Here is a 13138-nt window from a genome sequence, read left to right as displayed (position 1 = left end):
GTTACCCGCCGCACTGAAACGTCAGGGAGAGAGTTCATGGACATTGCCGGAAAAGTTGCACTCGTCACCGGCGCGGCGGGCGGTATCGGCAGCGCGCTGGTGGAAGCGCTGCTACGCGCCGGGGCGGGCAAGGTCCTGGCCTGCGATCTCGGCGAGGCAGGACTGCGCCGGCTGGCCGCGCGCGATCCGCAGCGTATCGCTACCCATGTGCTTGATGTGACGGACGAGGCTGCGGTGCGTGCCCTTGCTGCGCAGGCAGGCGATGTCAGCATCGTCATCAATTGCCACGGCGTAGTGATCCACGAATCCTATCTCGAAAGCGAAAGCATTGCCGGTTTCCGCAAGGAGATGGAGGTCAACTACTGGGGGCAGGTGCTGATGTGCCGGGCTTTCGCGCCCATCGTCGGGGCGAATGGCGGGGGCGCTATCGCCAATTTCCTTTCGCCGCTGGCGCTCGCGACGCATCCCTTCTGCGGCAACTACTGCGCGAGCAAGGCTGCCTGCCGTGCCCTGACCGACGGCATGCGCGCCGAACTGGCAGGGCAGGGAACGCTCGTGGTCTCGGTGTTCCCGGGTGCCATCGATACGGGGATGATGACCAAACTCGATATCCCGAAGAGCGACCCGGCACTTGTCGCGCAAGGCGTGGTCGACGCGATTGCGGCGGGCGAAACGGAATGCTGGGTGGGCGAGACAGCGCCCGAGTTCCGCGACCAGTGGCGCGTCGATCCGGCACCGCTGATCGCAGAAGCGGCTAAGTACCTGCGCTTGCCCAAGTAGGGCAGGGGCCGCTTTAGCTCAGCAGCCCGGAAACGCGCAGTTCGCTGCCGATGCGCACGATCTCGGCTTCCCCGCGCTGCAGCGCTTCGGCGCTGGTGTGTACGGAATGGTGGCCGATATGGAGATCGTGCGGAAGCTTTGCTGCCGCGCCAAGCACAAAACCGGCTGGTGCGCTGGCGGAGATGGTGATCTCCCCGTTCCCCTCTTCGAAGATGACCATGTCTCCAAAGCTCGCCGAACAGGCGCCCTCGATGCTACCTTCGTAGATGGCCAGCCATGCGATGGTCTGGCTCGCCTCCGGCTTGAAGGTCCAACTCTCACCGGCGGCCAGGCGGACATCGAGGTAGGTAACACCCGGCGGCGCGTCTATGGGGCTCGACGCCGCTCCATATGCGCCAAGGATGACGCGGGCTGGCCCCTCGCTCTGGACAGCATCGGCGTTCAGGTACTGGCTGGCAGGTGGCCGCATTTCCCGATCCGGGCCAAGCGCAATCCACAGCTGGAAGCCCAGCAGACGCTCGGTGCCGATAGGTGCTCCAGTGTGCCAGACGCCGGCACCCGAAGCCATCCACTCGACCGCTCCGGCGCCCAGCGTACCAGTCGCGCCCGTGGTCTCCTGATAGCGGACTGCGCCCTTCAGGATGACTGTGACCGTTGCGATCCCCGAGTGCGGATGCCAGCGAAAGAAACCGTCCGGCCCGGGTTCGGGTGTGGCGAGGTCGAGGAACACGAACGGCTTGAGGTTCTGGCCCAGATCGCCAGGGCTCATCAGCCGGGTGATCGGTCCGCGCGTCTGGCCGCGTGTTCGGAAGACCACCTTGCGCACGGACCTAGTCTTTCTTTGGTTTGAAGGCAGCCACGTCCGCCACCGGACCTTCCGCCAAATAACGCTCGAAGCGCTGCGTGTAACCACCTTCGGGGTTTGCGAGGATTTCCCACCAGTTGGAATCGAGGTCGCGGAAATAAAAGGCGTAGACATCGTGCTGCGAGGCGGGGTCAGTGATACCCTTGAGGCCGAATTCCTCCTTGTGCGCGAGACACAGGGCATGGGCGCGGTCGACCTCTTCGCGCGTCGCCACGTCGATGCCGTTGTGGTTGGTATAGGGCATGCCTTTGCCCTTCGGTCCCTGCACCACGACATAGATGTGGTTGCCGCCTAGCCGGACCATGCCCGAAATCGGGCTCGTCCTGACGAACTCGAAGCCAAGGAATCGCTGGTAGAAGTCTGCCGACTTCTCGATGTCGTGTACTTCCAGCGTGCCGTGAGAGAGGAACTTCAGATCGAGTATCGATTTTGTGGCGTTCGAGGAGGCCATGGAGTGATCCACTTCTTCGGGTTGGGTCAGGCTTCGGAGAAAAACTCGATCAGCGCGCGGCAAAAGCGGTCGGCTTGTTCGACCATGATCCAGTGGCCGCACCGATTGAACAACCGCACTTGCGAGCGTTCGATCTGGCGTGCTGCGCGAACCGACACATCGAACGGCACGATGGTATCGTTGAGGCCGTGGAGAAACAGCCATTCGTTGGTGAAGCTGCGGAATTGCTCGTCGCTGAGCCCCCATGCATCGAGGATCGCCTGCCGACGCTCCAGCGGGAACATCGCTTCATAGGCCTGGCGATAGCCTTCGCGGTTGCTCGCTTCATACCGCAGCTGGACGAGTGAGTCCGAGATGATGCTTGGATCATAGGCGAAGATCGTCATCAGTTCGCGCATCAGGGCCGGAGTCGGATTGGCGTATCCCCACGCCTTGTGCAGTGACGGCGTGACCTCGAACGTGCAGACAGGGCCCGCCATAACGGCGACGCGATCAACACGGTCCGGGTAGAGCAGGTTGAAATTCGTCGCCAGCGCACCGCCGAACGAATTGCCGACGAACGAGACCTTTTCGAGCCCTAGCGCGTCGATGAAGCCGAGCAGGTGAGCAACCCAGTAGGGCATGTCATATTGTGCGTCGGGGTCGAGCTCGGTTTGCCCATATCCCGCCAGATCGAGAGCGATGACGCGGAAATGTTCGGCGAGGCGCGGCATGGTGCGGCCCCAGTTGGCCCAGGCGCTTACACCCGGGCCGGAACCGTGGAGCAGGATGATCGGCTTTCCGGTGCCCATGTCGTGGTAATTGGTCGCAAGGCCCATTGCCTTGACGGATTTGCCGATTTCCGGGTTCGTCTGTTCCATGGCCTCGGTGCCTTTGTCCTGCTGACCGTTGATGCGATAGTTCACCAGGGCAAGCGTGCCCCGTCGTGCGAAATGAAGCTGCCGTTGTCAGCCGTGGTCGCCCCGGTGATCATGGCGATCATGTTGCCCACGCTGATTGCCGGATCGAACATGGCATCCGCGCCGCCCATGTCGGTGCGCACCCAGCCTGGGTTGACCGCGATGACGGTGAAACCGCCGCGTGCCAGATCGGCCGCCATGTTGCGGGTGACCATGTTGAGCGCGGCCTTGGTCGAGCGATAGAGGTAGAGCCCGCCGCCGGGCGGAAACGAGCCGGTCGCGCAGGCTGTAATACTGCCCATGATGCTGGAGATCATCACGATCTTGCGATCCTTGCCTGCCGCCAGATGCGGCAGCAGAGCCTCGGTCAGGCTGGTGGTGCCCAGCACATTGGTGCGGAAAACCTCAGCCCACGCTTCATGGTCAAGCAAGCCGAGCACCTGGATGCTGTGACGGTTCTTCTCGGAAAAGTCCGATGCACCGACATCCATGATACCGGCATTGTTGATCAGAAGATCAATCGGGGCATCGCCAAGTCCGGCGGCAAATCGCTCTATGCTCACGAAGTCCGAAAGGTCGATCGCATGGATGTTCAGCCTCAAAGACTCTGCGTCGGCCAGTGCGGCAAGATTGGCTGCCTGAGCCGGTCGTCGCACACCGGCGTGAACCGTCCATCCAGTCGCCAGAAACTGGCGGGTGAACTCGAGCCCCAGCCCTCGGTTGGCACCGGTGATGACTACGCTTGGCATAGGATTTCGACCTCCTCCGCGACGCGGTTGGCGAGCGTGCCGATGCCGGCGATTTCGACCTCGACCAGATCCCCCGGCTTCAGCCAGACCTTGGGATCGCGCGTGGTACCGCAGCCCAGCGGGGTGCCGGTGGCGATGACGTCGCCTGGCTCAAGCGGGAAGATCGTCGAGAGATAGGAGACGAGCACCGGGATCGGGAAAATGAAATCGGCAACCTCGCCGCGTTGCATGAGTTCGCCGTTCACCCGCGAGGTCACGACCAGGTCCGCCGGATCGGCAATCTCGTCCTTCGTCACAAGCCACGGCCCGAATGCGCCGGAGTGCCAGAAGTTCTTGCCCGGCAGATCCTGGCTGGTGTGACGCTGGTAATCGCGCACGCTGCCGTCATTGTAGCAGGCATAGCCAGCGATATGGTCGAAGGCGCGTTCGGGCGGGATATGTCGACCGGATTTGCCAATCACGAATGCCAGTTCGCCTTCCCAATCGTACTGCTCGGAGACGGATGGAAAGGCGAGGGGCTGGCCGTGGCCCACTTGCGTATCGGCGAAGCGCGAGAACAGGATCGGATAGTCTGGAATGGGCAGCCCGGCGCGCAGTGTATCGGCGCGATAGTTGCGCCCGATGCACAGGATACGCCCCGGATCGGGGATCGGGGGCAGCAGGGTGAGTTCGCTCAGGTGGGCGGTGGCTTGTTGTCCGGCGGTTCCTTGCACGAGTTCGTCGAGCGCACCGAGGGCATGTTTGAGCGTTCCGAAGCGCGCGCGCAGACCAGGGCCGGCGTCGAAAACCGCATCGCCCTCGACGATGCCGAACGACGCAGCCCCATCGAGAAGATATGACGCCAATTTCATCAGCGGCTGCCGGCGCGATCCGGATTGGCCGCCACGACCCGGTTTGAGAGCGTGCAAAGCCCGGAAATGTCCACTTCCACCACATCGCCGTCACGCAGAAACACCGGCGGCTTTTTCGCGATACCTACGCCTGCGGGAGAACCAGTGGAAATGATGTCGCCAGGTACCAGCGGGTACCACTGCGAGACGTAGGAGACATAGTGCGCGACGCAGAAGATCAGGTCGTCTGTCATGACATCCTGCACGATGGCGCCATTGACGCGCACCGTCAGGTGCAGCGCATGGGGATCAGGGATTTCGTCCGCGGTGACGAGATAAGGCCCCATCGGCGAAAAGCCGGGATGCTGCTTGCCTCCGACATTGCGGCCCCATGCATCAAGCATGCCGACGGGGACGGTAACCGACTGCACTTCGGCGACATGATCGCGCGCGGACACATCGTTGTGGACGATGTAGCCGGCGACACAATCCATCGCGGCATCCTCGGAAACAGCGTAGCAAGGCTTGCCGATGACGATGGCGAGTTCGCCCTCGTAGTCGACCATTTGCCCCTGATGCGGCGGCAGCGGAATGGGTGCGTTATGGCCGCTCAGCGCGCCGGGCGAGCACAGGAACAGGACCGGGTTTTTCGGCGCCGGGGTATTCCCCATTTCGCGCAAGTGCTGCCTATAGGCGAGACCGCAGCCCATGAAATGAACCGGATCCGGGATTGGGGCGGCAAAGCGCGCGTCGGATGCCGCGATAATGGCGCCAGCATGCTCCAGTTCCGCAAGAGTGGCGGGATCGGCCTCCTCGATTTCAGCCATGCGAGCGCGCAGCGCATCAAGGGCGCCGGGTTCGGAAAGCAGACCCTTCACCGTTGCAGGGAATGCCTCTGAACCGGCGGGTGCTTGTGAAGGAATCAGCAGCCGATCGCCGCTGAGGGCCACGGCGGCCCGGATAGTGCCATGACAATCGACGCTTGCCAGCTTCACAAGAATCCCTCCCCATTCGGCTCGTTCCGAGCTGCCATGGAGATAGAGTGAGATTCCTTATTAGTAAAGTAATATCGTGATTGTGAATCTTGTTCGGCTGGTTGGAACGTCTGATTTCCGTCCTTCGATCACGCCTCGCGGTAGCCCAGTTCGGCAGAAACCTCACGCGCGATAGCCTCGACCTGCTGGCGGATACGGCCGAGTTGCGACCCCTTCAGCGAGCGATGCGGAGCAGCGAGGGTGATCACCGAAAACAGTCTGTCGGGTCCTTCGAAGACCGGTGCGGCGATGGCGTCGACCCCCTCGATCAGGGCGGACATGGTGTAGATCGAGCGATTGGCCCGAATGCGCTCCAGCTCCTCATCCGATGGGAACTTGCGCTCCGTTTCAGCGCCCGCGAGCTGCTGCTGTAGCGCCAGCGCTGGCTGGGTGATCGACTTCGGCAGATGGGCGAGGAACGTGTGCCCGATCGAAGTATCGAGCAAGGGGATCGAACTGCCGATCCTGAGATTGACGATCAGCGGCTCCCGACCGGATTCCCAGCGCACCATGATCGGCCCGCCTTGGCCCCAGACGGTCATGCACACGGTGTGGCCTGTGAGATCACGCAGCTTGAGCAGTCCATTGGTCGCCACAGAAAAGGCATCGAGCCGCCCCATGGCGGCGAGGCCCAGCCTGCGCGCCTTCGGCCCGAGATCGTACAGACCGTTAGTCGCGACTTGCACCAGCATGCCGCTGCGCACGAAACTCGCGAGATAGCGGTGAACCTTGCTGGGCGCCATGTTGGTGGCAAGGCTGACCTGCTTCAGCGACATTGCCGACGACGATTCCACGAACGCGTCAAGAATGGCCATGCCGATCTCGACCGACTGGATGCCGGTCGATTGTGATTCCCCGGTTTCGACTTCATCAAGCTTGCTGTGCACGGCCAGCCCCCTTCCGGTGCGGCAATACAATGCACTGATGGCAAGCGCCAGTTCCCATCGGAACCGCACTGGCGGCAGTCGCCTAGTTATTCATCATTAGGGATTGCATTCACGAAAAGTAAAAATTAGAAGAGGGCTACGCTTGCAATGGCGCCAGCCCATGATTGTAGCCGGGACCTCGTTGATGGCACGCATAACCTACGTCGAAAAGGACGGCACCGAGCGCTCCGCAGACGTTGCCACAGGCATCAGCGTGATGCGCGGGGCAATCGAGGCGGGGGTCAACGGTATCGATGCCATTTGCGGCGGTCAGTGCGCCTGCGCGACTTGCCACGGCTACATCGACAACGCGTGGCTCGATCGGCTCCCGGCCATTCGGGAGATCGAAGACGAAATGCTCGACGAGACGGCTGCAGAGCGGCGGGTCCAGAGCCGCCTCACATGCCAGATCATCGTCACAGCCGAACTTGATGGACTACGGGTCTTTATACCGTGAGATATGCTTTTGTTTTGATTGGAGTTTGTCCATGATCTATTCAACGGCAACAGTGCCGGTCAACCCTGCAGGCGAAACGCCGCTGACCAAGGATCAAGTCTGGAAAGGGTTGGAGCTCAAGGCCCGCGATGCGCGCCTGTTTCTTCCGCCCGGCGCATGCACATCTTGCGATGTCACGCTTGAAGGGCCGGACTACATCATTCGCGAAGCCAGGATTCAGGGGAACGACATCTGCGAGTTCGTCTCGTTCGTCCCGCAGCGCAAGGTGTCCTTCCATCAGGTGCGCGGGCCGCGCGAAGGCGTCATCGTCAACGAACTGATCGAGGATGCGGACGGCACGTTGGCGCTCAGCTTCTATTGTCTGATCGGCATGCCGGGGGTCGAGCCGGGCAGCAAGGCCGAGCAGGATGCCCAGGCGGTGTTCGATAGTGAGGACCGCGGTTATGCGGCGGCCTTGCGTTCGACTTTGGCCCGCACGCGTCAGCTGGTCGCCGATGGCACCATCGCCTGATCGACCAGCGCCACACACCATTCGGCGCGCTTGCAAAGCTTGAAATCAAAACAGGCCGTCGCGCCTGATTGCCAACAGGGGAGAGCCACTATGTCCGAACAGCGTTTCAATGGCGCCAATGCCGCGCTGGTCCTGATCGATCATCAGGAGGGTACGATCGGCTGGGTCAATTCGATCGCGCATGACGTACTTCGCAAGAACACGGCCTTGCTCGCCCGGGTCGCGACGATCCTCGGCATGCCCATTGTCATGACATCGAGCATGGAGGCCTTTGTCCAGGGCCCGATCATCAAGGAACTGGTCGAGATCGCGCCTGAAGCCCATGCCCGACGGATCCAACGCATGGGGATCATCAACGCAATGGACGATGGCGACTTTGCCGCTGCAGTCCATGACACCGGACGCCGCAACATCGTGCTTGCCGGTGTAACCAACGACGTTTGCACGATCTTCCCCGCGCTCACGCTCGTCGAGGAAGGATTCAATGTTCAGGTCGTTGCCGATGCAGGTGGTTCGCCCAGCGCCATTGGTGAGGAAATGGCGCTGCGCCGGATGGAGCAGGCGGGCGTCATGCTGACGGCCACCAACCAGATCGTGGCGGAACTCACCGGCAGCTGGTCGACCGAGGAGGGTGGTCGCATCGTCCAGTTGATGATGGCCGCTGTCGCCTGATCGCACTTCGCGGTGCAGGTCTGCGAGTGAGGGTGCCATGAAACTCTATGGATCCGAGGGCGTTCTGCTGATGGAAGTGGAGGCTATCGAAGCCGCCGGCCAGTCCATCCAGATCAAGGGCAAGATGATGGGGCAAGTCCCCATGCGGGTCGTCGTCGGGCCGCAGGAACTGCGTGAAGCCTGGAAGCTGCTCACCCTCAAGGTGATGTGGCGTGCGCTGAGGCTGCTCTTCCGCCGGGCCTGAGAAAGCCGATCCGCCGGTAGAAGGCAATCCAGTATGCTGAAGCTTTTTCCAATGGCGGTTCACCGAGGTGCGACATGACCAACGACGAGAAGCTCGAGACTCTCTGGCAAGAGCGCGAAGTCACCAAGGTCATCCTGCGGTTTGGCCGTGCGCTCGATACGGGCGATTGGGTTTCCTATCGGTCTTGCCTTCCCGACCGCGTGCTGATCGATTTCGAACGGCTTACCGGTCGTGCCCCGGCACTCGTCGATGCCGATCTCCTGACGCGTTGGGCCGAGGCGTTTCAGACCCCACTACGCCGCCATCACACCTACTCGAACTTCAACATCGAGATTGAGCAGGGGCACGCCGAGGCACTCGTCTACATGACGGCGCGCCACTGGCGACCGACAGACGCCGGTGCCGCCCACAATACCCAGTACGGCTGGTACAACTTCGGTCTCGCCTGGCAGGACGGGCGGTGGCTGCTGACCAAGATCAAACACGACTTCCAGTGGGTGGATGGCAATCAAGGTGTGGTGATCGGCGAGACGCACGAAGCCTTCACGCTGGTAGACGAGGTGTTCTCACCCGAAAACCAGGCGGCCGCCCGAGTTTTCGATCGAACGTAGCTCTGAAAGCCTGGATCATTTCTTCGAATGCGTTTTGGGGATGGGAAAAGGTCATGGAGCGTGAGGAACTCGATCCGTCGGAGCTGTTCAAACATCCCGGTTTCAAGCGGGTCGTGACTGTAAGTGGTGACATGAAGCTCGTCTTCATCGCCGGACAGACAAGCCCACCGCCGTGCTGACCTTGTACAAGGGCGATGAAAATTTTTTCGACCACGAGACCCGCACCCTGCTGGGAGAAATGACCGCGCAATTCAGTCTGGCCATCGATGCTCTTGATGCCGAAAGCGGACGTCGGCAGGCGGAACAACGCTTTCAGGGCATGATTGAGGCGGCGCCGCTCGGGATTGCTGTGAAAGACATTCACAGCGGGCACTACATGGACTTCAACCGCAAGTTCTCCGAGATCGTCGGCTGGAGCAAGTGTGATCTGCTGAGAAAGCGCTGGCAGGATGTTACCCACCCCGACGATGTCGCGCGCGAGGCAGAGCTGATGCAGCCGTTTCTCGCCGGCGACCCACCCCCTCAGCGACCGCCGAGAAAGGGATATGGGTTGACGGGGCGTCCCTTCCACCAATCCTCGCCAGGGGCCAAAGCCATGATTGCAAAGTGCAGATGAGGCGCAGCGGGGTCGGCATCACCGGTCGATCCGACGAATCCAAGCACCTGACCCTGCGTGACGGACATGCCCTCAACCAATCCGGCTGCGTAGCTGTCGAGGTGTGCGTAATAATAGATTGCCTTGCTATCGGGCGAGCGGACATAAACGGTGTTGCCGCCGTCTTTGGATAAGAACAGCTTCACCAGAGTACCCTCTGCCGCCGCAAACACTGCTGTGCCGAGCGGCGCCATGATATCGATGGCATCGTGCCCGCGTGTGCCATTGCTGCGGGTCTGGTCGTAAGTGTCGGCCAATTGATCGGGCGTCACGCCTTGCACCGGCAGCTTCAAGCCCCCACGCGGCGGAACATAAACCGTCTGCGCATCAAAAGTTGGACGTTGGCCGGGTTGTGGCGGTGAAAGGGGCTGATTGCGGACCTGCGCTGGCTGGGTTTCAGTGGGAGTGAATTCTGCTTTTTCGCCGCGCGGCCAATACATTAGCAGGAACACGGCCCAGAACAGCGATGTAACCAGCGCCGACGCGAAGGCAGTTTTGAGCCGTTTGCCGAACCCGTAGCCGGGCGCCGGTCTGGCGACATCCTCCTTCTCCTCAAGCCTCAAACGAAACGGCCGTTCCGACATGGACCATTAGCGCCAGTCGCGCAGCGTCCCAGTTGGTCAGCCGTACGCAGCCGTGGCTTTCGGCGCGGCCAATCGTCTCAGGGTGCGGAGTGCCGTGAATGCCGTAGTGCGGGATGTTGAGATCGATCCACACCACGCCAACCGGACCGTTCGGCCCCGCCGGCAACAACGCCTTCTTGTCGCCAGATTTGGCATCCCAGAACAGCGAAGGATTGTAATGAAACGTGGGGTTGTGGGACACGCCTTGGATTTTCCATTGCCCCAGAGGCAGCGGATCATGCGTCGATCCCATTGTCGCGGTATAGACCGCAGCCAGTTTGCCACCATCATCGAACGCCGAGAGCGTGCCTTTGGACTTGCTCACGACCACCTTGGCAACCTTCGGCTGCGCAGTGCCAACGCCAAGTCCGACCAGAGTTTGCGCCCAGGTCGTGTCTTTGACGACGCCCGGATCGACCACGTCCGCGCCGACATTGGGCACGCGAAGCTGCTGGCCGGCGCGGAATAGTGAACTGGGTGTCTGCTGCCCTGCCACATTGCTTCCCGCCGCTGATGGCGCAGGAATTGGGCCAGGTGCCGCCGATGGCGCAGATGCGACGATCCCAGCAGGCACGCCGTTGGGATTTAGCAGTTTGAGCGTGTCGATCGTTGTATGAAATCGCTCGGCCAGTTTTTCATCAAGCGTCTCGTAATCCAGAGAGGCCATCTTCGCCTGATCCTTGGGCGATTTTGGAAGCTGTTGAAATGGCCCTGCCGCGAAATCGGCAGGAATCCTGACGACGCGAGTTGCGGGGATGTTGGTAAATTTGCCCAGCGCCGCCAAAGTCGATTGGTCGAATGAACCTGTCGGGGCCAATCGGCTTGCATGTTGAAAGCCTGCAACAGCATTTCTTGTCGAAAGGCCGATCTTGCCGTCGACCACGCCGGGGGATAAGCCAAGCCGCTCAAGAATGACTTGCGCCTGCATGATCGGGCGCGGTTCGGAATCGGGGTGAGGCTGCTCGGCCTTGGCTCCTTGTGCCGGATCGCGAGATCCGAGCGGGTCCAGTCCCGCGTCATCCCTGGCGCTTCGTGCATCGGTCTGGGATGGCACGCCTGTTGCCTCCCCCCTCGGATCGCCGCCGGTCCAGAAATTGCAAGCGCTCAAGGCCAGCAGCGGCAAACTTAAAACAACGAACCGCAAGGGAATTTTTCCTTGTCATTGGCCGCGCCTTTGCGACCGTGGACTTCAAGATCAAACGCGCAAGTGCGGTATTTGCTCCACAACGCTGTCAGGTGGAGGCGATATCACCGCAGCTTCCGCGCAATAGGTGCGCACCGTCCCGCCCGTTTTCGAGCAGGGGTCCGCCGATCAGGATCGCACCAGTCCTCACGCAATCGTGTAATGTATGGGCTTGAAGCTGCCGCCGTTTGAGGCATAGGCCGAACAGGCAGTCAGGCCGATGATGCAGTCGATCGCGGCGCGCAGGCGGATGGAATCGCCCGGCTTGCTGGTGGGCGGCAGAAGCCTGAGGCGACCGGTGGCGGCGTCGACCGGCACATTCATGAACAGGTTGAATGCTACCGGAAGGGCGTCCGCTCCTATCCCATAGGGTTCAAGCGCCCCGGCGAGATTGCCAAAACACCCAGGGTGGACAGGTTTGTCTTTGTAGAAGTGGCGGAACGTGGCTTCGCTGCAAGGTGTCAGCAGGAAGTCATGTCGGCCGACCGAATCCGCGATGATCTCCAGCATAACGTTCGACCGGTTTGACCAGAGCTTGTTGCCTGCGGTCAAATGGATGGTTTCCTCATAATCGAAGGTCCGCCCGTTTGAGAGTACCTCACGCACGTCAGCCGCGGCAAACGCGACGCAATCTGCGACCTGGGAGCCGAGCGGATCGATGACGGTGAGAACCTCCCCCTGCCGCAGCAGGAATGCGGTGCCGCTGCGCGGTGCGATGACATGCAAGGTGTTCATGGCCGAGGGTCCCTGAACGGGCAAACCCAATCATCGCCGACCTCACGCCCACTGTATTGGCGCGCGGCGCTGCGTTCGCCGTGCCCCGCGAGCATCGGATTGGGCGATCCTGCAAGATCGATATCGCGCTTGATAATCTGCGCACGCATGCGGTCAAAAATCTGCCGTTCACGCAACTCCTCGAATTGCGCGTGGAGATTGAAGATCATGGTGGGGTATGCAAACCGGAGGGCAGGACGCGCTGCGGCGGCATGCAATCCCACTATGAAAAAGGCTTTGCCGCCAAAGCTTATGGCAAATTCGGGATTTGCCGGATCGGCGCTGACCAATGGGTCACAGGGTTCGCCGTATCTGGCATCCAGATCGGCCAGCGCTTGCAGCCGCGCCCACATCGCCTGCTCGAACGCAGCTTCATCAATCTCTCGCGTTTCTGGAAAGATCACTGCCAGACTGTATAACCCCTGCCGCTGCGTGCCGTGCCTGTCCGCCCACGCCTCTAGTGCGCAGACGATTGCAGCGTCATCAGAGGCGCTGTTGATGTCGCTTGCGACGAGCGTGACGAGGCCGCCTGTCGCGGCTGCCGATTTCGCACCGACACAAGGAAATTTCCGGTCGGCAATGAACGCTCGCAACTCGGCGTCCAGCTCGGCCGGCGATGCTTCTGTCAGGCTGTTTTGCATGCCTAGGTAATGCCAGCGCGGGGCAGAGGTTCCGCTGGCGCGTCTTGAATGCCGGTCCGGCGGCCACCGGAGTTTGCGACAAAACATCGTGGTCGACCAGCACGGACCCAGGTCCCTGACCACAGCGCGGGGCGGGGGGCGGCGGCGAAATGGGAAGGGGTTCCATGTGAAAGGCGTCGGGAAAATTTGCTGGCGGCAATCGGTTTGATGCAACCTTTCTCCTCAAGCTGCCG

Annotated in this window: 18 protein-coding genes; 7 read left to right on the top strand and 11 right to left on the bottom strand. The window is 61.4% G+C overall.

The window, feature by feature from the left end:
- Positions 1–36 precede the first annotated feature (36 nt).
- Complete coding sequence (locus ACO06X_RS04755) at positions 37–780, top strand: SDR family NAD(P)-dependent oxidoreductase (protein ID WP_421838831.1); 744 nt, start codon at positions 37–39, stop codon at positions 778–780.
- A 13-nt stretch (positions 781–793) separates the two neighbouring features.
- Here the strand turns inward: ACO06X_RS04755 and ACO06X_RS04750 are convergent, their stop codons facing one another.
- The 7 genes from ACO06X_RS04750 to ACO06X_RS04720 form a co-directional block, all read right to left on the bottom strand.
- Positions 794–1606 carry a pirin family protein gene (locus tag ACO06X_RS04750; protein ID WP_421838830.1) on the bottom strand — a complete coding sequence of 271 codons (813 nt, stop codon included), beginning with the start codon at positions 1604–1606 and terminating at the stop codon, positions 794–796.
- A gap of 4 nt (positions 1607–1610) precedes the next feature.
- Positions 1611–2096 (bottom strand): VOC family protein, encoded by a 486-nt coding sequence (locus ACO06X_RS04745; protein WP_421838829.1) that lies wholly within the window; start codon positions 2094–2096, stop codon positions 1611–1613.
- 26 nt (positions 2097–2122) lie between these two features.
- Positions 2123–3001, bottom strand: coding sequence for an alpha/beta fold hydrolase (locus tag ACO06X_RS04740; protein WP_421838828.1), 879 nt, complete (start codon positions 2999–3001; stop codon positions 2123–2125).
- Positions 2998–3744, bottom strand: coding sequence for an SDR family oxidoreductase (locus ACO06X_RS04735; protein ID WP_421838827.1), 747 nt, complete (start codon positions 3742–3744; stop codon positions 2998–3000). Before ACO06X_RS04735 ends, ACO06X_RS04740 begins: the two co-directional genes overlap by 4 nt.
- Positions 3732–4595, bottom strand: coding sequence for a fumarylacetoacetate hydrolase family protein (locus ACO06X_RS04730; RefSeq protein ID WP_421838826.1), 864 nt, complete (start codon positions 4593–4595; stop codon positions 3732–3734). The genes ACO06X_RS04735 and ACO06X_RS04730 overlap by 13 nt, the downstream gene beginning before the upstream one ends.
- Positions 4595–5401, bottom strand: a complete 807-nt coding sequence (locus ACO06X_RS04725; protein ID WP_421838825.1) for a fumarylacetoacetate hydrolase family protein — start codon at positions 5399–5401, stop codon at positions 4595–4597. Before ACO06X_RS04725 ends, ACO06X_RS04730 begins: the two co-directional genes overlap by 1 nt.
- A 296-nt stretch (positions 5402–5697) precedes the next feature.
- The gene (locus ACO06X_RS04720; protein WP_421838824.1) at positions 5698–6495 is read right to left on the bottom strand and encodes an IclR family transcriptional regulator; all 798 of its coding nucleotides are present in this window, start codon (positions 6493–6495) and stop codon (positions 5698–5700) included.
- 184 nt (positions 6496–6679) lie between these two features.
- Between ACO06X_RS04720 and ACO06X_RS04715 the strand changes: the two genes are divergently transcribed.
- The 6 genes from ACO06X_RS04715 (at position 6680) to ACO06X_RS04690 (ending at position 9645) form a co-directional block, all read left to right on the top strand.
- Entirely contained in the window at positions 6680–6991 is a 312-nt protein-coding gene (locus ACO06X_RS04715) for a 2Fe-2S iron-sulfur cluster-binding protein (RefSeq protein ID WP_421838823.1), read from the top strand.
- A 31-nt stretch (positions 6992–7022) separates the two neighbouring features.
- Positions 7023–7502 (top strand): SRPBCC family protein, encoded by a 480-nt coding sequence (locus ACO06X_RS04710; RefSeq protein ID WP_421838822.1) that lies wholly within the window; start codon positions 7023–7025, stop codon positions 7500–7502.
- A gap of 90 nt (positions 7503–7592) precedes the next feature.
- A complete protein-coding gene (locus tag ACO06X_RS04705) occupies positions 7593–8174 on the top strand; it encodes an isochorismatase family protein (protein ID WP_421838821.1) in 582 nt (193 codons plus the stop codon).
- Between the two features lie 37 nt (positions 8175–8211).
- Positions 8212–8418 (top strand): hypothetical protein, encoded by a 207-nt coding sequence (locus tag ACO06X_RS04700; RefSeq protein WP_421838820.1) that lies wholly within the window; start codon positions 8212–8214, stop codon positions 8416–8418.
- 74 nt (positions 8419–8492) lie between these two features.
- On the top strand, positions 8493–9029 hold the full coding sequence (locus ACO06X_RS04695; protein WP_421838819.1) for a nuclear transport factor 2 family protein: 537 nt from the start codon (positions 8493–8495) through the stop codon (positions 9027–9029).
- A gap of 172 nt (positions 9030–9201) precedes the next feature.
- Positions 9202–9645, top strand: a complete 444-nt coding sequence (locus ACO06X_RS04690) for a PAS domain S-box protein (RefSeq protein ID WP_421838818.1) — start codon at positions 9202–9204, stop codon at positions 9643–9645.
- Here the strand turns inward: ACO06X_RS04690 and ACO06X_RS04685 are convergent.
- The 4 genes from ACO06X_RS04685 to gntA form a co-directional block, all read right to left on the bottom strand.
- Positions 9552–10268 (bottom strand): M23 family metallopeptidase, encoded by a 717-nt coding sequence (locus ACO06X_RS04685; protein WP_421838817.1) that lies wholly within the window; start codon positions 10266–10268, stop codon positions 9552–9554. The genes ACO06X_RS04690 and ACO06X_RS04685 overlap by 94 nt on opposite strands.
- A complete protein-coding gene (locus tag ACO06X_RS04680) occupies positions 10237–11451 on the bottom strand; it encodes a L,D-transpeptidase family protein (RefSeq protein ID WP_421838816.1) in 1215 nt (404 codons plus the stop codon). Before ACO06X_RS04680 ends, ACO06X_RS04685 begins: the two co-directional genes overlap by 32 nt.
- A 186-nt stretch (positions 11452–11637) precedes the next feature.
- Positions 11638–12225, bottom strand: coding sequence for a DUF1989 domain-containing protein (locus ACO06X_RS04675; protein ID WP_421838815.1), 588 nt, complete (start codon positions 12223–12225; stop codon positions 11638–11640).
- A complete protein-coding gene (gene gntA / locus ACO06X_RS04670) occupies positions 12222–12905 on the bottom strand; it encodes a guanitoxin biosynthesis heme-dependent pre-guanitoxin N-hydroxylase GntA (protein WP_421838814.1) in 684 nt (227 codons plus the stop codon). Before gntA ends, ACO06X_RS04675 begins: the two co-directional genes overlap by 4 nt.
- Positions 12906–13138: the final 233 nt, after the last annotated feature.

The organism is Novosphingobium sp. (assembly GCF_965229225.1).
Classification (GTDB): Bacteria; Pseudomonadota; Alphaproteobacteria; order Sphingomonadales; family Sphingomonadaceae; genus Novosphingobium.
The sequence above is the reverse complement of the archived record's forward strand: the minus strand, read 5'-3'. Positions and strand labels throughout refer to the sequence as shown.